Annotated in this window: 18 protein-coding genes; 9 read left to right on the top strand and 9 right to left on the bottom strand. The window is 73.0% G+C overall.

Annotated features, from left to right (window positions below; genetic code table 11):
* Nucleotides 1–108 precede the first annotated feature (108 nt).
* From rsgA to ABD52_RS19725, 3 genes are read left to right on the top strand one after another with little or no spacing between them, the layout of a single operon-like run.
* Entirely contained in the window at nucleotides 109–1,044 is a 936-nt protein-coding gene (rsgA, locus tag ABD52_RS19735) for a ribosome small subunit-dependent GTPase A (protein WP_013475265.1), read from the top strand.
* A 60-nt stretch (nucleotides 1,045–1,104) separates the two neighbouring features.
* On the top strand, nucleotides 1,105–1,923 hold the full coding sequence (gene hisN / locus ABD52_RS19730) for a histidinol-phosphatase (protein WP_047892767.1): 819 nt from the start codon (nucleotides 1,105–1,107) through the stop codon (nucleotides 1,921–1,923).
* Between the two features lie 60 nt (nucleotides 1,924–1,983).
* On the top strand, nucleotides 1,984–2,949 hold the full coding sequence (locus ABD52_RS19725; protein WP_030275121.1) for a hypothetical protein: 966 nt from the start codon (nucleotides 1,984–1,986) through the stop codon (nucleotides 2,947–2,949).
* Here the strand turns inward: ABD52_RS19725 and ABD52_RS19720 are convergent.
* Entirely contained in the window at nucleotides 2,832–4,100 is a 1,269-nt protein-coding gene (locus tag ABD52_RS19720; RefSeq protein WP_082171332.1) for a glycosyltransferase, read from the bottom strand. The genes ABD52_RS19725 and ABD52_RS19720 overlap by 118 nt on opposite strands.
* A 192-nt stretch (nucleotides 4,101–4,292) precedes the next feature.
* Here ABD52_RS19720 and ABD52_RS19715 point away from each other — a divergent pair, with 192 nt between their 5' ends.
* The 3 genes from ABD52_RS19715 to ABD52_RS19705 all read left to right on the top strand — a co-directional run bounded on the left by ABD52_RS19715 (nucleotide 4,293) and on the right by ABD52_RS19705 (nucleotide 6,671).
* A complete protein-coding gene (locus ABD52_RS19715) occupies nucleotides 4,293–5,291 on the top strand; it encodes an SDR family oxidoreductase (RefSeq protein WP_047892766.1) in 999 nt (332 codons plus the stop codon).
* A 56-nt stretch (nucleotides 5,292–5,347) separates the two neighbouring features.
* Nucleotides 5,348–6,019 carry an ATP-binding protein gene (locus ABD52_RS19710; protein WP_082171333.1) on the top strand — a complete coding sequence of 224 codons (672 nt, stop codon included), beginning with the start codon at nucleotides 5,348–5,350 and terminating at the stop codon, nucleotides 6,017–6,019.
* Nucleotides 6,020–6,098: 79 nt separating this feature from the next.
* Nucleotides 6,099–6,671, top strand: coding sequence for a DUF5709 domain-containing protein (locus ABD52_RS19705; protein WP_013288384.1), 573 nt, complete (start codon nucleotides 6,099–6,101; stop codon nucleotides 6,669–6,671).
* 4 nt (nucleotides 6,672–6,675) lie between these two features.
* On the opposite strand, the gene ABD52_RS19700 is transcribed toward ABD52_RS19705, so the two are convergent.
* Both ABD52_RS19700 and macS read right to left on the bottom strand, forming a co-directional pair.
* Complete coding sequence (locus tag ABD52_RS19700) at nucleotides 6,676–7,308, bottom strand: response regulator transcription factor (RefSeq protein ID WP_200905215.1); 633 nt, start codon at nucleotides 7,306–7,308, stop codon at nucleotides 6,676–6,678.
* Nucleotides 7,309–7,319: 11 nt separating this feature from the next.
* Nucleotides 7,320–8,441, bottom strand: coding sequence for a MacS family sensor histidine kinase (macS, locus tag ABD52_RS19695; protein ID WP_013475260.1), 1,122 nt, complete (start codon nucleotides 8,439–8,441; stop codon nucleotides 7,320–7,322).
* A gap of 115 nt (nucleotides 8,442–8,556) precedes the next feature.
* On the opposite strand from macS, the gene ABD52_RS19690 reads away from it, so the two are divergent.
* Nucleotides 8,557–9,024 (top strand): ATP-binding protein, encoded by a 468-nt coding sequence (locus ABD52_RS19690; protein ID WP_047892764.1) that lies wholly within the window; start codon nucleotides 8,557–8,559, stop codon nucleotides 9,022–9,024.
* Between the two features lie 14 nt (nucleotides 9,025–9,038).
* On the opposite strand, the gene ABD52_RS19685 is transcribed toward ABD52_RS19690, so the two are convergent.
* Nucleotides 9,039–9,977, bottom strand: a complete 939-nt coding sequence (locus tag ABD52_RS19685; protein ID WP_047892763.1) for a ribose-phosphate pyrophosphokinase — start codon at nucleotides 9,975–9,977, stop codon at nucleotides 9,039–9,041.
* A 64-nt stretch (nucleotides 9,978–10,041) separates the two neighbouring features.
* Between ABD52_RS19685 and glpK the strand changes: the two genes are divergently transcribed.
* A complete protein-coding gene (gene glpK / locus ABD52_RS19680) occupies nucleotides 10,042–11,526 on the top strand; it encodes a glycerol kinase GlpK (RefSeq protein WP_200905214.1) in 1,485 nt (494 codons plus the stop codon).
* A gap of 108 nt (nucleotides 11,527–11,634) precedes the next feature.
* On the opposite strand, the gene ABD52_RS19675 is transcribed toward glpK, so the two are convergent.
* From ABD52_RS19675 to ABD52_RS19650, 5 genes are all read right to left on the bottom strand, one after another.
* Complete coding sequence (locus tag ABD52_RS19675) at nucleotides 11,635–12,294, bottom strand: hypothetical protein (protein ID WP_152748282.1); 660 nt, start codon at nucleotides 12,292–12,294, stop codon at nucleotides 11,635–11,637.
* 98 nt (nucleotides 12,295–12,392) lie between these two features.
* The gene (locus ABD52_RS19670; protein WP_198039684.1) at nucleotides 12,393–12,935 is read right to left on the bottom strand and encodes a hypothetical protein; all 543 of its coding nucleotides are present in this window, start codon (nucleotides 12,933–12,935) and stop codon (nucleotides 12,393–12,395) included.
* Nucleotides 12,936–12,949: 14 nt separating this feature from the next.
* Nucleotides 12,950–13,531 (bottom strand): MauE/DoxX family redox-associated membrane protein, encoded by a 582-nt coding sequence (locus ABD52_RS19665; RefSeq protein WP_047892761.1) that lies wholly within the window; start codon nucleotides 13,529–13,531, stop codon nucleotides 12,950–12,952.
* A gap of 460 nt (nucleotides 13,532–13,991) precedes the next feature.
* Nucleotides 13,992–14,390: a hypothetical protein gene (locus ABD52_RS19655; protein WP_047892760.1), complete on the bottom strand. Its 399-nt coding sequence runs from the start codon at nucleotides 14,388–14,390 to the stop codon at nucleotides 13,992–13,994.
* Nucleotides 14,391–14,770: 380 nt separating this feature from the next.
* Nucleotides 14,771–15,604, bottom strand: coding sequence for a phosphoribosylaminoimidazolesuccinocarboxamide synthase (locus tag ABD52_RS19650; protein WP_030273884.1), 834 nt, complete (start codon nucleotides 15,602–15,604; stop codon nucleotides 14,771–14,773).
* A gap of 118 nt (nucleotides 15,605–15,722) precedes the next feature.
* Here ABD52_RS19650 and ABD52_RS19645 point away from each other — a divergent pair, with 118 nt between their 5' ends.
* Nucleotides 15,723–17,045, top strand: a complete 1,323-nt coding sequence (locus tag ABD52_RS19645) for an ABC transporter substrate-binding protein (RefSeq protein WP_013475256.1) — start codon at nucleotides 15,723–15,725, stop codon at nucleotides 17,043–17,045.
* Nucleotides 17,046–17,057 lie beyond the last annotated feature (12 nt).

Raw genomic sequence — 17,057 nt, 5'->3', positions numbered from 1 at the left:
CGGGTACGACCGGGCCGGTCCTCGCGCCCGCGTACACGCACCCGGCCCCGGCACGCAGACGCCGTCGACGGCTTCGTCATCGCCGTCGACCGGGGCCGCTACACCTGTGTGATCCCCGGCGCCGGACCGGACGCGCCGCTCGTGACCGCCATGCGCGCCCGCGAGCTGGGACGCAAGTCGGTGGTGGTGGGCGACCGGGTGGGGCTGGTCGGGGACACCTCCGGTGCGCCGGGCGCGCTGGCCCGCATCGTGCGCATCGCCGAGCGGACCTCGGTGCTGCGGCGTACCGCCGACGACGACGAGACCACCGCCGAGGGGCGGCTGGAACGGGTGGTGGTCGCCAACGCCGACCAGCTGGTGATCGTCAGCGCGCTCGCCGACCCCCCGCCGCGTACCGGGTTCATCGACCGCTGCCTGGTGGCCGCGTACGACGCCGGCATCGAGCCGCTGCTCTGCCTCACCAAGGCCGACCTCGCCGGCCCGGAGGCGGTGCTCGGCTACTACACCGAGCTGGAGCTGCCGTACGTGCTGATCCGCCCGGACTCCGACCTGGCCGCGCTGCGGGCGCTGCTCGCCGGCCGGGTCTCGGTGATGGTGGGCCACTCCGGGGTGGGCAAGTCGACGCTTGTCAACCGCCTCGTCCCGGACGCCGAACGGGCGGTGGGCACGGTCAGCGCGATCGGCCGGGGCCGGCACACGTCGACCAGCGCGGTCGCGCTGCGCCTGCCCGCCGAGCCCGGCGCCGACGGCGACACCGGCTGGATCGTCGACACCCCAGGGGTACGCAGCTTCGGGCTGGCCCACGTGTCCGCCGAGAGCCTGCTGCACGGCTTCCCCGACCTGGTCGAGGCGACAGTCGACTGCCCGGCCAACTGCCCGCACACCGCCGACGAGGCGGACTGCGCGCTCGACGCCTGGGTGGCCGCCGGGAAGGCGGACGCGCGCCGGCTCGCCTCGTACCGCCGGTTGCTGGCCTCCCGCAGCGGCGAGGGCGACCCGCGCGAGCCGGAGCGCAACCCCGGCGACCCGCTCGCCGGGTCCTGAGCGGCGGACCGGCGGCGACCCGCCGTCGAAGGCCGGGCCGCCGCCACTAGCGTGTCAGTCATGACCGGGTACGCCGACGACCTCGCCCTCGCCCACCTGCTCGCCGACGCCGCGGACGCCGTCTCCTCGGCCCGGTTCCGCGCGCTCGACCTGCGCGTCGAGTCGAAGCCGGACCTGACGCCGGTCTCCGACGCGGACACCGCCGTCGAACGGGAGATCCGGGCGCTGCTGGCCGAGCACCGTCCCGGTGACGGCCTGCTCGGCGAGGAGTACGGCGAGCAGCCGCCGGCCGGCCCCGACGGGCGGCGCTGGGTGATCGACCCGATCGACGGCACGAAGAACTTCGTCCGGGGCGTACCGGTCTGGGCCACCCTGATCGCGCTGCTGGAGCACGGCCGGCCGGTGCTCGGCCTGGTCTCCGCCCCGGCGCTGGGCCGCCGCTGGTGGGGCGCGCTCGGCGCGGGCGCGTTCGCCGGCACCGGTCCGGCGGACGGCACGCCGATCCGGGTCTCCGGCGTGACAGCGCTCGGCGACGCGAGCTTCTGCTACTCGTCGCTGACCGGGTGGGAGCAGGCCGGGCGGCTGGACGCGGTGCTCCAGCTCATGCGCGACACCTGGCGCAGCCGGGCGTACGGCGACTTCTACGGCTACATGCTGCTGGCCGAGGGGGCACTGGACGTGATGGTGGAGCCCGAGCTGTCGCTGTGGGACATCGCCGCGCTGGTCCCGATCGTCACCGAGGCGGGCGGAATCGTCACCGATCTGGCCGGGCGGCCCGCCCCGGCCGGCGCCGACTCCGCCGACATCAGCGCCGTGGCCAGCAACGGGGCGCTGCACGACGACATCCTGGCCCGGCTCGGCCGTCCAGCCGAGCGCTGACCCGGGGGAAGCCTCTATCCTCGCCAGGTGGTTTCCTCCGGTTGGTGCTTCCTGGCGGCGATGATCATCGCGTACGGCTTCGCCAACCTTCTCCAGTCGGTCGCAGCCGCGCGGACCACAGTGCACCACACGTTCGATCCCGGGCTGCTGCTGCGCCTCGCCGGGCACCGGACGTACCTGATCGGCCTGGCCTGCCAGGTCGTCGGCTTCGTGCTGGCCTTCCTGGCCCGCCGTGACCTGCCGTTGTTCCTGGTCCAGGCCAGCGTGGCGGCCGGGCTCGGGGTGACCGCCGTCCTCGGCGTGCTGGTGCTCAAGTGGCGGCTGCCGGCAGCCGAGGTGGTGCTGCTGGTGCTGCTGTTCGCCGGCATCACCGCGCTCGTCCTCTCCGCCCAGCCCGCGCCGTCGCGGCAGCTCGGCACCGCCGGGCTGGTCGGCCTGGCGGTGGCGGTGGTCGCGATCGCCGCTTCCGGCTTCTTCGCCGCCCGGCTGCACGGCGCGCTCGGGTCGGTGGTGCTCGGCTCACTGGCCGGGATGGCGTTCTCCGCCGCCGCGGTGGCGGCCCGCCCGCTCGCCTCGGCCGGGTCGGTGGAGGCGTTCGTCCGTGACCCGCTGCTCTACCTGCTGATCGTCCACTCGGTGATCGGCCAGCTGCTGCTCGGGCTGGCCATGCAGCGCGGGTCGACCACGGCGGCGGTGGCCGCGATGGACGCCGCCGGCGCGGTACCAGCGGCGATCGTCGGCCTGCTGCTGCTCAACGACAAGATCTGGCCCGGCCGGGAGTGGCTGGCCGGGCTCGGCTTCCTGGTGACGCTCGCGGCGGTGGTCGGCCTGACCCGGTACGCCGAACCGCAGCACCACCACGCCGGCGCCCGCCAGAAGGCAATGGTGGGCGCCGGGATGGTGCCGGTTCAGGCCGCCTCGACCGGCCCGCGTTCGGAGACGACCACCTCGACCGGCGGCGTCACCTCGACCGGCGTCGGGTCGATCGGAGTAGCCGGGCGGCGCCGACCGATCACCCGCTCGTAGAGACGCTCCAGCGCGGCGGCGGTCCGTTCCCAGGTGTAGCTGCACCGGACCCGGTCCACCGCGGCGTGCCCGTACGCGAACCGGCCGGCGTTGTCCGACAGCAGCCGGCGCAGCGTGACTCCGAGCATGCGCACGTCACCCGGCGGCACCAGCTTGCCGGTCACCTCGTCCACCACCGCGTCCGCGATGCCGCCCATGGCGTAGCCGACCACCGGCACGCCGCAGGCCATCGCCTCCAGCGACACCCGCCCGGCCGACGCGTAGTGCGGCGTGCAGGCCACCAGATCGGCGGAGCGGTACCAGGTGGCCATCTGGTCGTGCGGCACCGCGCCGACCAGCTTCACCTGCTCCGCCACGCCCGCCCGCTCGGCCAGCTCGCGCAGCCGGCGCGCCTCGGCGTGCCCGTCCAGCCGCTCCGCCGGCGGGCCGCCCGCGATCACCAGTTCCGCGTCACCGACCAGCCGCATCGCCCGGATCAGGTCGTCCTGGCCGTGCCCGGGCGCGAGCCCGCCGACGGAGAGGATCCGCGGCCGCTGGTCCCGCGGCGCCGCCTCGCCGTCCGGGTGGAACTGGCCGGTGTCCACCCCGGTCGGCACCATCGCCACCGACGTCCGTTGCAGGCCCATCCGGGTCAGCTCGTCGACCTCGTCGTTGCACTGGGCCACCGCCACGTCCACGGCCCGGGTCAGCGCCCGTTCCAGCGGGATGCGCTCCCCCGGCCCGCTGTACTCCCGGCCGAGGTGACGCAACTGCTCCACGCCGAGCGAGTGGAACGTCTGCACCACCGGGATGTCGGTCGCGCGTACCGCGTGGGCGGCCGCCAGCCCGCCGACCCAGTAGTGCCCGTGCACCACGTCGGGCGTCCAGTCCCCGGCCCACTGCCCGGCCAGCCAGCGGCCGTACTCGGCGACGAACGGGACCAGCTCGGCGGTGGAGAGCATGTCGGGCGGGCCGACCGGGACACGTTCCACCCGGTAGCCGTCGAGTTCGGTCAGGGCGGGCTGGGCGGACGCGGCACGACGCTCGTAGACGCGGACGTCATGGCCCCGGGCGGCGAGCTCCGCCGCCACGCGCGCAATGTGCTCCTGCGTCCCGACAGTGGGACCGTCGGTGGACGAGCCGGCGTGCGCGCATACAAGGCCGACGCGCATGGTGCACCTCCATGCGTTTCTCGCGAGCGGGGTCTCCGGTCAGAGCGTCCCATTAACCCAGGTCCGGTGCGTCCAAACCTGACAGATCGGGGTCACCCGGCCAGTGCGTCCCGGGGGCGGGACAGCCGACCGATGCCGATCACCGGCGAAAACGGTCGGCATGACCGCCCCGGCCCGGGGTACCGACGGGGAATGCCGCTGACCCGCAGCCTCTCCGACGCCACAGTCGTCATCACCGGCGCCTCCAGCGGGATCGGCGCGGCCACCGCGTACGCGCTGGCCCGCCGGGGCGCCGACGTGGTGCTGGCCGCCCGGACCGAGTCCGCGCTGCGCCGGGTCGCGTCGTTCTGCCGGGAACTGGGCGGGCGCGCCCTGGTGGTGCCCACCGACGTGACCGACCCGGAGGCGGTGGAGCGGCTGGCGGGGCGGGCGGTGGCCGAGTTCGGCCGGATCGACGCGTGGATCAACAACGCGGCAGTGGGCACCGTGGGGCTGTTCGACGAGATCCCGGTGGCCGAGTTCCGCCGGGTGGTGGACGTGAACCTGCTCGGCGCCGTGTACGGGACGCGGGCCGCGCTGCCCTGGCTGGGCGCGGCCGGCGGCGGGGTGCTCGTCAACAACGCCTCGGTGCTGGCCGAGGTGGCGATGCCGTACCAGTCGGCGTACAACGCGACGAAGCACGCGATCCGCGGGCTGGCCGACACGGTGCGGCAGGAGCTGCGGGTGACCGGCCGGGGGAACATCTCGATCTGCACCGTGCTGCCCGCCACCATCGACACGCCGTTCTTCCGGCACGCGGCCAATCACTCCGGCCGGGAGCTGACCCCGCCGCCGCCGGTGTACCCGCCCGAGATGGTCGCCGAGACGATCGTCCGGCTGCTGCGCCGGCCCCGGCGCGAGGCGTACGCGGGCGGCGCGGCCCGGCTGATCGGGCTCCAGTGGCGGCTCGCCCCGGCGCTGGCCGAGCGGGTGCTGGGCTGGTACACCGCGCGCACCCAGTTCGGCCCCGGCGTACGCGCCGACTCGACCGGCGCGGTCTTCACGCCGGACTCGGCGGCGGAGCGGACCGACGGATGGTCCGGCCGGCGCGGGCAGGTGCTGCGGCTGACCGCGGCGGTCGGGCTGGCCGCCGGCACGGCTGTCGGCACGGTGGCGGCGCTCAGCCGCCGGTCCCGGGCCGGCCGGCCGTGAGTCCCGTCGACCGGACCGGTGCGCGGGCGCGGACCGACGTGCACAATGGGGCGATCATGCCGACGGATGCGCGTTGCCTGGTGGAGACCGACGAGTCCTCCCCGACGGTCCGGCTGACCGGGGTCCTCGACCGTTCCGAGGTGGAGGCCGTACGGGACGCGCTGCTCGCCCGGCTGTGGCGGCACCCCGGGGTGCTGCTCGTGGACCTGTCCGGGGTGCGGATCCCCGACCCGGTGGCACGCGACGCGCTGGACGAGGTCTGCCGAGCGGTCGACGACTGGCCCGCCGCGCGGCTGCTGCTCGACCCGCACGGGCCGCCACCGGACGCCCCGCCCGAGCCGCTCGACGCCGAGCTGCCCCCGGTGGCCGAGGCGGCCCGGGAGGCGCGGGTGCTGGTGACCGGCGGCTGCGCCAGGTGGGGACTGCCGGAGCTGACCGAGCCGGCCTGCATCGCGGTCACCGAGATGGTCAACAACGTGGTGGCGCACGCGGTCACGCCGATGACGCTCCGGCTGGCCCCGCGCGGCGGCGCGCTGCACGTGGCCGTCCGGGACCACTCGACCGGGAGGCCCACGTACGGCGGGCCCGCGCCGGTGGACTCGGTGGGCGGGCGGGGGCTGCTGCTCATCGACACGGTGGCCCGGCGCTGGGGCAGCACGGCGCTGCCCGACGGCAAGGTGGTGTGGTGCGTGCTGTACGCCGAGGACGAGGCGGCGTACCGCAACTGAGGTGCTTTTCGCACTGTTTCTCCCGATCCACCCGGCCGGTCGCGGTTAGGCCGGGTAGCGCAGTGGGTAGTTCCCGGGCATGCGCGACGACGAGTACCCCACCCCCGTGTCCGATCCCGAGGCGGCGGGCCTGCCCGACACCGCCGACGACGACTCCACCGCGAACGACGACGTGCTGACCGGGCGCGAGGCGGACGGCCCCGAGCCGGCCCAGCTCCCCGGTGACCGCACGCCGGTCGCCGTGGACCAGTTCGGCACCACGGCGGAGGAGCAGCTCGACGGCGAGTCGCTGGACTACAAGCTCCAGCGCGAGCAGTACGAGCGCCCCGCCGACGACCCGCTCGCCGGCCCGGTCGACCCGGACATCGCCGCCGAGGCGGACAGCGAGGAGGCCGCCGCGCAGGCCCAGCTCGACGCCGACGTGATCGACCCGGGCCCGGTCTCGGACCCGCACTCCCCGGTGTCGGTGTACGACCACGGCCAGCTCGGCACCGTCGCCGACCACCAGGTGGGCCGGCTGGTCGAGCCGGACGAGGGCGCACACACCGACCAGGAGACCGACAACGTCGCGTACGACGCGGGCGCGGCCGGTGGCGGGGCCAGCGCGGAGGAGCTGGCGGTGCACGAGACCCGGCCGCCGGAGGCGCGCTGACCGCTCAGTCGTCCAGGCCCCGCTCGATGGCGTACCGGGTCAGCTCGACCCGGTTGTGCAACTGGAGCTTGCCCAGGGTGTTCTGCACGTGGTTCTGCACGGTCCGGTGGGACAGGCTCAGCCGGTCGGCGATCTGCTTGTAGGACAGCCCCTTGGCGACCAGACGCAGCACCTCGGTCTCCCGTTCGGTGAGCCGGGGTGCGTCGTCGTGCGGGGCGGGCGGCTCCGCGGCCAGCCGCCGGTACTCCCCCAGCACCAGCCCGGCCAGGCCGGGCGTGAACACCGGCTCACCGGCCGCCGTGCGGCGCACCGCGTCCAGGAACTCCGCCGGTGCGGCCGACTTGATCAGGTAGCCGGTGGCGCCGGCCTTGACCGCGTCCAGCACGCCCTGCGGCTCGCCGCTGGCCGAGAGCATGAGCACCCGCACGTCGGGCAGCACGGCGCGCAGGCCCCGGATCACCTCGACGCCGGAGATGTCCGGCAGCTGGAGGTCGAGCACGACCAGGTCGGGACGGGCCGCGGCGGCCACCCGTACCGCCTGCCGCCCCTCACCGCTGGTCGCCACCACCTGGTGGCCCGCCTCGGTGAGGTCACGGGCGACACCCTCGCGCCACATCGGGTGGTCGTCGACCACCATCACCCGGATGCTCACCCGCGGCTCCTCGGCACGACCAGCTCGATCTCGGTGCCGGCGCCGGGCGCGGAGACGATCCGCACCTCGCCGCCCAGGTCGGCCACCCGGCCCCGGATGGACTGCGCCACCCCGAGCCGCCCCTGCGCGGCGGCCTCCGCCAGCCGCCCCTCCGGGATGCCCGGTCCCTCGTCGCGTACCGAGACGGTCACCGTCTCCTCCTCGTCCTCGATCAGCACCCAGGCCCGCCCGCCGGCGTGCCGGGCCACGTTGTCGAGCGCCGCGCCGACCGCGGCGCCCAGCTCACCGGCGGCCCGCGCCGGCAACGGCACCGGTGTGGCGGGCGCGGACACCACGACGGTGGCCGAGGCGTACCTGTCGATCAGGTCGCGCAGATCCTGCTCGTCCCCGCCCGGGTCCGGCGGCGCGCCCGCCCGGCCGATCAGCGCCCGCAGCGCCGCCTCCTGCTCGCCGGCCAGCCGGGCCAGCTCGGCCGCCTCGCCGTCCAGGTCCGCGCCGCGCCGCCGGACCAGCGCGAGCACCTGGAGCACCGAGTCGTGGATGTCGCGGGCCAGCCGTTCCCGCTCGCGGGTGGCCGCCTCCAGCTCCACCGCCCGCTGCAACCGCTCCTCCGCCTGCACCGCCAGCCGGGCCACGTGCCCGACCACCACGCCGGCGAGCAGCATGAGGATCGCCCCGGTCAGCGCGGACGGGCTGATCCGGTCGCGGGTGGCGAGGTCGGCGCCGCCGAGGACGATCGCGGCCACCGCGCCGCGCCGCCGCCCGCCGGAGACCGCCCAGGCGAGCACCGGCCCGGCCAGCCAGGCGGCGGTCAGCATCGGCACCCCGGCGGCGAGCGCCGCGCGGCCCACCACCCAGGGCGTGACCAGGATGATCGCCAGCACCACGCCGAGGTCGGCCAGGAGCAGCGGCCAGCGCCGCCCGGCCGGACGGCCGTAACCGGCCGCCGTCACGCCGCTCCACGCCAGCATCGCCAGCAGGACACCGCCCGCGGCGACCGGGTGCGCGTAGCGGTCCGCGTCGCGCAGCACGACCAGTCCGACGTACGCGAGCGCGGCGAAGCGGAACACCGCTATCGATCGCCAGAAGGGGCCCTCGAGGCCGGAGGACGACGGCATGTGCGACACCCTGTCACAGCCGGTCCAGGGCACCCCGGGCGGTGCGCCCCGAGAAACCCTGACGTACGGTGGAAATGCCGCGAAAGTCGTCGAGAACCATCGTCGGGACGGGGTCATGACAGACGCAGAACTCCCCGCACCGCGTACGGTTGTGCCCATCGAACCTTCCCTGCTTCTCGCCACGGCCTTCGACCAGGCGCAGGTGACCGGGCTGCGGCACTCGGTCACCTCCTGTGCGCACGGCTCGGGCCTGTCCGGCCAACGGCTGGACGACTTCGTGCTGGCGGTCAACGAGCTGATCACCAACGCGGTCCGGCACGGCGGCGGGCAGGGCTGGCTGCGGCTCTGGAAGCGGAACGGCGAACTGGTCTGCGAGGTCGCCGACCACGGGCCAGGGATCAGCGAACGGCGGTTGCGCGACCGCGAGCGGCCCGAGCCGGACACCGCCGGCGGCTGGGGCCTCTGGCTGGCCCGGGAGCTGAGCGACGCGATGGAGGTGGAGACCGGCGACGCCGGCACCGTCGTCCGGATCACCGCCGCGCTCGCCACCCGCCAGCCCGCCACCGGCCCACTGGACGGCTGACCCCGCCGCCGGCGTCAGGCGAACAGGGCGCTCACCGACTCCCCGTTGTGGATCCGCCGCATCGCCTCGGCCAGCGCCGGCGCCACCGACAGCACCTCCAGCTTCGGCACCCGCTTCTCGGCCGGGATCGGCACCGTGTTGGTGCAGACGATCTCCAGGACGCCCTCCTGCCCGCCCAGCCGCTCCAGCGCCCCGCTGGAGAACAGGCCGTGCGTACAGGCCAGCCGGATCGAGCGGACCCGCCGCTCCCGCAGATGCGAGATCAGCTCGATCACCGTGCTGCCCTTGGCGATCTCGTCGTCCAGCACGATCACGTCCCGGTCCGCCACGTCACCGATGATCGTGCTGATCTGCACCCGGTCGTCGCTGAAACGCTGCTTCGCGCCGGCCGCCACGGGCGTACCCAGCATCCGGGCGAACGCCGCGGCCTCCTTGGCGTTGCCCAGGTCCGGCGAGACCACCACTGCGTTGCTCAGGTCGTACCCCTTGAAGTGGGCGGCCAGTTCGCGCAGCGCGTGCAGGTGGTCCACCGGGACGCTGAAGAAGCCGTGCACCTGCGGCGAGTGCAGCGTCATGGCCAGCACCCGGTGCGCGCCCGCGGAGGTGAGCAGGTCGGCGACGAGCCGGCCGCCGATGGAGATGCGCGGCGCGTCCTTCTTGTCCGAACGCGCGTACGCGTAGTGCGGCAGCACCACTGTGATCCGGGCGGCCGACGCGCCGCGAGCCGCGTCGATCATGAGCAGCAGCTCGACCAGGTGCTCCTGCACCGGCGGCACCAGCGGCTGGATGAGGAAGACGTCGCGCTCCCGGCAGTTCGCCTGCAACTGCACCTCCAGGCAGTCGTTGGCGAACCGGGACACCCGTACCGGGTGCAGCGGGACGTGGAGGTGGGCGCAGATCTCGGCGGCGAGGTCGGGATGGGCTGATCCGCTGAACACGGCAATGTCACGCACGTCTGATGATCGTACGGGCCGCCGGAGGGAGACGGTGGACGCTCGCGGCGGGTACGGTGCTGCCGTGACCGCAGAGTTCGTCGCCGCCATCGACCAGGGCACCACGTCCTCGCGCTGCATCGTCTTCGACCGGGCCGGTGAGATCGTCGCCGTGGCCCAGCGCGAGCACCGGCAGATCTTCCCCCGGCCCGGCTGGGTGGAGCACGACGCCGAGGAGATCTGGACGAACGTCGAGCACGTGGTGCGCGAGGCGCTGGCCAGCGCCGACATCGGCACCGAGATGCTGGCTGCGGTGGGCATCACCAACCAGCGCGAGACCACTGTGGTGTGGGACCGGGAGACCGGCCGCCCGGTGGCGAACGCCATCGTCTGGCAGGACACCCGCACCGGTCCGCTGCTGCGGGAGCTGACCGAGGCGTACGACGAGGAGCGGCTGCGGGCCCGCACGGGCCTGACCCCGGCCACCTACTTCGCCGGCCCGAAGCTGCGCTGGCTGCTCGACAACGTCGACGGGCTGCGCAAGCGGGCCGAGCGCGGCGAGGTGCTGTTCGGCACCATGGACAGCTGGCTGATCTGGAAGCTGACCGGCCGGCACGTCACCGACGTGACGAACGCCAGCCGCACCATGCTGATGGACCTGGAGACGCTCGACTGGGCCCCGGAGCTGCTCGACGCGCTGCGCGTCCCGGCCGCCGTGCTGCCGGAGATCCGCAGCTCGGCCGAGGTGTACGGCACCGCCCAGGGGGTGCTGGCCGGGGTGCCGGTGGCGAGCGCGCTCGGCGACCAGCAGGCGGCCCTGTTCGGGCAGACCTGTTTCCAGCCCGGCGAGGCCAAGTGCACCTACGGCACCGGCAGCTTCCTGCTGCTCAACACCGGCGCCAGCCCGGTGCCGTCGCGGCACGGCCTGCTCACCACCGTGGCGTACCGGATCGAGGGCCAGCCCGCCGTGTACGCGCTGGAGGGTGCCATCGCGGTCACCGGCTCGCTCGTGCAGTGGCTGCGCGACAACCTCGGCCTGATCTCCTCCGCCCCGCAGGTCGAGGAGCTGGCCCGCACCGTCGACGACAACGGCGGCTGCTACGTGGTGCCGGCCTTCTCCGGCCTGTTCGCCCCGCACTGGCGCAGCGACGCCCGGGGCGTGATCGCCGGACTGACCGGCTACATCACCAAGGGACACCTGGCCCGCGCGGTGCTGGAGGCGTCGGCCTTCCAGACCCGGGAGGTGGTGGACGCGATGAACGCCGACTCCGACGTGGCGCTGCGCCGGCTGCGGGTCGACGGCGGGATGACCGGCAACGAGCTGCTGATGCAGTTCCTCGCCGATGTGCTCGACGTGCCGGTCGTGCGGTCCCGGATCACCGAGACGACCTGCCTCGGCGCCGCGTACGCCGCCGGCCTGGCCGTCGGGTTCTGGCCGGACCTGGCCACGCTGCGCGAGAAGTGGCGATCGGACGCGCAGTGGGAGTCGACGATGGACCCGGCGCACCGGGAGCACGAGCTGCGCCAGTGGCGCAAGGCGGTGCGACGCACGCTCGACTGGGTCGACTAGCCCGATCCTCCGACCCGGGTCGGTGAGCGTCGTCCCAGGCATGATCGCGTCCGCCCCGGACGTGGCCCGGCCCGCCAGGCCCCACGGAGGCGCCGGCCCTGCAGCGGTTCAGGATGCGACGGTCTGGGCAACGGCCACGAACCCGACGACGGCGGTGAGCAGCGTGACGACCTGCGCGAATCGACGGTGCCGGTTCAACATCCCCGAGATCCAGTGCGGCTCCCGCGACGTGCCGTCCTCACGGTCGGGCCGGGGTGGCACCAGAAGAATGGCCGCTGCGATCGGCAGGCTGAATCCCACGCCGTACGCGATGCCCTGCCACCAGGGCGCGACATTGAGCAGACCGAGAACGATCAAGGCCCATGTCGCGGCGGAGATCCGGAACGTCGTCACGGCCAGTCCGGTGTCCAGTCCCCAGATCAGCGCCCCCCTGGTGTTGCCGTAGCGGAAGACCAGGTTCTTCGGGGTCTGACGGCGGAAGGTGATCGGGCACATCGTGCGGCGACGGAACGACAGGACGTCCAGCACGATCAGCACGCCGATGCACACCAGTGCTGCCGCCAGGCGTGCCTTCTCCGGAAGCAGGTACGTGCCGAGGGCCATGCCGACGAAGTTGGCGATGCCGAAGAGTGCGGTCGCTGAGACCAGGAATCCGGCACAGAGCGCCCCTGTCGGCAGTCCTGCGTCGCGGAACCGGTGAGCGAGTGAGTTGCCCCCCTGCACCAGAGGGGTTCGAGGGGTGCCGCTGAGAGCCAGCGGACGCAACATCCCCACGAACGAAACGCCTCAAGGACTGAACAACTGGGCGAAGCCCGCGGTCATGGCCAGGACCACCATGGCCGGAACGACGAGATCAGACGGAGCGGTCATACGTTCTCCGGCGCCACCGCAGCCTGCCGGGAGCCACCGACGTCACGTACCGAGGCGCGGACGAGTTCGAGTTGCCGGATCGAAGGAATGCTACTGGCGCGGGTCATCCGCCCATGCTCGATGACGACTGCGGCAGGCGTCAGCTTGAGCCCCAGTCCGGAGGCGATCTTGCCATCGCGGTCGATCAGAGTCCGCTCGGGATCCAGCCGGTAGCTCAGCGCGAGCTCGCCGGCGCCGTCCGCCCCCTGGCCGGGCTCGACGACCAGGAAGAGGTCGGGGTGGACGCTGCCGTCCAGCGAGGCGGCGATCGAGCGGCATGTGCCGCATCGGTCGGAGAGCAGAAGCACGACCCCCCGGACCGCGGTGTCCAGAGTCGCCGGCAGGCCGGCTCTGCTCGGCGTGCGGTCGGCCGGCAGATCGAGCGGGATCGGCCGGTCGACCAGACCGCTGTACTCCCGAAGTTGCTCGATGGTCCGGTACATCTCGACCTGCGAGCCGAGAAGCAGCAGGAGCAGCGTTCCCAGCAGCACGACGGCCACCGACAAAGCTATTGTCATCGAACCCCTTCAATCGTGTGGAGGCCGACGACAATGTCGGCCCGAGACTCCGCGGCCTCCTCGATGGCCGCCCGGTAGGCCGCGTCGTTCCGCCAGGCTCGAACGACCTTGACGGCATGCAGCCCGGAGGAGGCGACGACGGCCAGGGCCAGGAGATTCAGACCCTGCGAAACGGACCACTGCGGCGGGGACAAGGTGAGCACAGCAGCCGCCGCCAGCCACAGCGGAAGAAGGATGATCTGCTTCCGGCCGAGAAGTCCGTCCGCGGCAGCGCCCAGACACGAACAGGCAACGGGCTGTTCGGCACGCAGACTCAGCGCGCCGGCTGCGGCGAAGGCCACGCCGAGAGCGGCCACGGCAACCGAGGGCCACGCCATTGCAGGAAACAGCATCAGGCCGACGGCCGTGCCGAGTTCTGCGACCGGCACCAGGACACGGAGGGGTGGAATCAGAACGTCCGGCACTCCCAGGCCGGCCAATGTCGAGCCGAACGAGGACTGCGCTCTGAGCTTCTCCACCCCACCGACGACGAACACGGCAGTCAGTGCAAAGGCAACAAGTGCCGAAAACAGAACCACGCGGTTACCCTCTTGCCTCGATCAGCAGCCGATGCCGTCATCCGCACCCGGCGCCGTCGTCCCACCAGATGGAGCAGTAGTAGACACCGCCCTGCCAGCAAGTACCGCTGTCCCTCTGGCATTCTCCGCAACCGATGATGCGCATGCCCGCCTGGCACCACCAGTACCTCTTGTAGCCCTTGCTGCAGGAGAACCTCTCGTCGCACCCACTGCACCTCGTGTTGCTGGCAAGTGAGCAGCAAGGCGACGCAAGGCCGGCTGCGGCGGGCCTGGAGGCCGCGAACACGCCGGACAGCCCGGCGACGATAGCGAGCCCTCCGCGGCCGAAGAACTTGAGGACGCCGCGGCGCCCGTCAGTCATCGGTTCGAGCCGACCAGAGCCAGATGATTGGACGGACGCAGTTGTATTTTGGGCAGGCGAAACCAACGTATCCATTGACAAGTCCTTGGGTGAGGCGGTCTAGGAATTCTTCGGAAGCGTCGCGAATGCAGACACCGGCTTCACACTCACGCATGAGAGTTCGCCGTTCACAGCATTCTTGACGCAGAAGGCGATCGACTCCTCGGACGTCGCGCTTCGCGAGACCGTCGTTCCCGGATTCTGCAACCTGACCGTTCGCCCGGCGATTCGGGCGGATGACCCCGACGTGCCCTCCAGGTGGCCACGGATCGGCTCGACGAGCGGCATGACGGCTCCCGAGCCGGACTCGTCCAGCATGCCGGCGAGAATCACCCGATCGCCCGGCTGGAGCTGCCAGCCGGCGGGGAAGCCGGTCACCGGTGCCACATGTCTGGCGACCACAGACCCGGAGGACGACAACACCTCCACCTCGGCGGCGCCGCCGGAGCTTCTGATCACCCTGGCGATGCGGGCTCGGCCAGGTGAGCTTGTCGGAGCTGCGGCATTAGCGGCGGTTACACCGACAGCCGCCGCGCCGGCGGCACCCGCCACCAGAGCCGCCGATCCAGAGATCAATGAACGTCGTGACAACCTGCCATGGCCGGCCATCTGCCTCCCCCGTCTTTTGTGGAGATGCCCTCCAACTCGCAGCCCGCCATCGACATGGCAACATGTCAATGCATCATTACGCTGCGCATCGAATCGGCAGGCGCTTCTGTCGCAGTTCGGGGAACCGTCGCAAATGGGTTTGACAGACGCCACCATTCGACTTGTTGCGCTGCACCCCCTGGGCACAGAGAACGGCACCGACCGGGTCGCAGTTCGACCCGCACGTGAGGTCAGTCCCAGCTGTTGCCGGTCAGCTTCTCGTACACCTCGACGTAGCGGGTCCGGGTCGCCTCGATGACCTCGGCGGGCACCTCGGGGGCGGGCGGCTGCTTGTCCCAGCCGCTCGACGTGGCCCAGTCCCGCACGTACTGCTTGTCGTAGGAGAACTGGGCGCGGCCCGGCTGGTACGACTCGGCCGGCCAGAACCGGGACGAGTCGGAGGTGAGCACCTCGTCGCCGAGGACCAGCGTGCCGTCCGGCGCCCAGCCCAGCTCCAGCTTCGTATCGGCGATCAGGATGCCCCGCTCGGCGGCGATCTCCGCGCCGCGCCGGTAGACGTCGACGGTGATCTGCCGCAGCCGCTCCGCGACCTCCGGCCCGACCTTGTCCACCACCTGCTCGTACGTGATCGGCTCGTCGTGCTCGCCCTTCGGCGCCTTGGTCGACGGCGTGAAGATCGGCTCGGGCAGGATCGACGCCTCGACCAGGCCGCGAGGCAGCGGCACCCCGGAGACCGAGCCGGTGCGCTGGTATTCGGCGAAGCCGCCGCCGGTCAGGTAGCCCCGGGCCACGCACTCGACCGGCACCATGTCCAGCCGCCGGCAGCGGATCGCCCGGCCGGCGAACTCCGCCGGCACGTCCGTCGCGGAGATCACATGGTTCGGCACCAGGTCGGACAGCTGCTCGAACCACCACAGCGACAGCGCGGTGAGCAGGCGGCCCTTGTCCGGGATCGGGGTCGGCAGCACCACGTCGTAGATGGAGACGCGGTCCGTGGCGACCAGGATCAGGTCCTCGCCGTCGGCGTAGACGTCCCTGACCTTGCCCGAGTGCAGAAGTTCCACGGCGCTAGTACACCATGCCGCCGGGGGCCGCCCGGCGCGCCCACCGGGTCCGCCCGGCGTTGACACCCCGCCGGGGGGCCGGTGAAATGATCCGTCCACCCCACCTTCGGAGAGACCTTTGCGCGCTCCGCAGTCCGTACCCCGTCCCGGGCTCGACCGGCGACGGTTCCTCGGCGCGCTCACCGGGCTGCCGATCGCCGGCGGGCTGCCGCTGCTCACCGGGTGCAGCCCGGAGGAGGTGGCCGCCGACGACGGCCCGATCGAGCTGTCCGTGTTCTGGTGGGGCGGCGCCCGCCGGGCCGCGGCCACGGAACAGGCGCTGCGGCTGTACTCGCAGCAGAACCCGCGGGTCAGCTTCCGGGTGACCTGGCAGGGGCTGGGCGGCTACTACGACCGGCTCGCCACCCAGGCCACCGGCGGGAACGCGCCGGACCTCTTCCAGATCGACGACACGTTGCTCGCCGAGTACGCGGGCCGGGACATCCTGCTCGACCTGACCCGGTACGTCGCCGACGATCGGCTCGACCTGCGCGAGGTGCCGGAGCAGCTGGCCCGCTACGGCCGGGTGGACGAGCGCACGGTGGGCGTACCGGCCGCGCAGACGAGCGCGGCGCTGGTGTTCAACCGCCGGCTGCTGCGCCGGCTGGGCCAGCCCGAGCCGCGTACCGGCATGTCCTGGAAGGAGTACGTGAGCTGGGCCGCGCGCGTCACGCGCGCCTCCGGCAACCGGGTGGCCGGCACCATGGACGCCTCCGGCGACTACCGGGCGTTCTGGCTCTGGCTGCGCGGCCAGGGCAGCGAGCTGTACCAGGGGCGGCAGCTCGGCTTCAGCTCCGCCGAGCTGCTCGCCTGGTTCGAGTTCTGGGAGGTGGCGCGCTTCGACCGGGCCACACCGAGCGCCGCGCTGGTCGAGCAGGCCGACAGCGGCGAGCTGGCCCGCCAGCTCGTGGTCACCGGGCACACCGCGGCCTCCTTCGCCTGGTCGCACCAGCTGCCCGAGTTGCAGAGCCTGACCGACGACGAGCTGGGCGCTGTCGCCTTCCCGGGTACGCCCGCCGCCCAGTGGCCGCGCGCATCGATGTACTGGGCCGGTTTCCGGGGCACCCGCCACCCGGAGGCGGTGGTCGACGTGCTCGACTTCCTGACCACGAACGTGGCCGCCGGCCGGCTCCTCGGCGTCGAGCGCGGCCTGAACACCAGCAAGCAGGTGCGCTCGTTCGTCGCCGCGGAGGTGACCGGCCGGGCCGAGAAGCGCATGGCAGCGCTCGGCGCCGAGCTGGACGACCTGGCCGGCCCGTCACCCGCGCCGCCGCCGAAGGGGCACGCCGAGGTGCGCGAGCTGCTGATCGACGCGGCCGAGAGCATCCGCGGCAAGCGGGCCGGTGCCCGTACCGCCACCTCCCGCTTCATGGCCCAGGCGAACGCCGCCCTCGCCGAGTGACCCGCCCTGCCC

This window comes from Micromonospora sp. RV43, assembly GCF_001029515.1.
Lineage (GTDB): Bacteria > Actinomycetota > Actinomycetes > Mycobacteriales > Micromonosporaceae > Micromonospora > Micromonospora aurantiaca.
This window is presented reverse-complemented; position numbering and strand designations above follow the sequence as displayed.

Coding starts and splice junctions, on each gene's coding strand:
- ABD52_RS19720 (WP_082171332.1), bottom strand. CDS start 4,100: ATGCGCGTCGGCCTTGTATGCGCGCACGCCGGCTCGTCCACCGACGGT.
- macS (WP_013475260.1), bottom strand. CDS start 8,441: ATGCCGTCGTCCTCCGGCCTCGAGGGCCCCTTCTGGCGATCGATAGCG.
- hisN (WP_047892767.1), top strand. CDS start 1,105: ATGACCGGGTACGCCGACGACCTCGCCCTCGCCCACCTGCTCGCCGAC.
- ABD52_RS19725 (WP_030275121.1), top strand. CDS start 1,984: ATGATCATCGCGTACGGCTTCGCCAACCTTCTCCAGTCGGTCGCAGCC.
- ABD52_RS19700 (WP_200905215.1), bottom strand. CDS start 7,308: ATGGTGGTCGACGACCACCCGATGTGGCGCGAGGGTGTCGCCCGTGAC.
- ABD52_RS19710 (WP_082171333.1), top strand. CDS start 5,348: ATGCCGACGGATGCGCGTTGCCTGGTGGAGACCGACGAGTCCTCCCCG.
- ABD52_RS19675 (WP_152748282.1), bottom strand. CDS start 12,294: ATGTTGCGTCCGCTGGCTCTCAGCGGCACCCCTCGAACCCCTCTGGTG.
- ABD52_RS19690 (WP_047892764.1), top strand. CDS start 8,557: ATGACAGACGCAGAACTCCCCGCACCGCGTACGGTTGTGCCCATCGAA.
- ABD52_RS19715 (WP_047892766.1), top strand. CDS start 4,293: ATGCCGCTGACCCGCAGCCTCTCCGACGCCACAGTCGTCATCACCGGC.
- ABD52_RS19705 (WP_013288384.1), top strand. CDS start 6,099: ATGCGCGACGACGAGTACCCCACCCCCGTGTCCGATCCCGAGGCGGCG.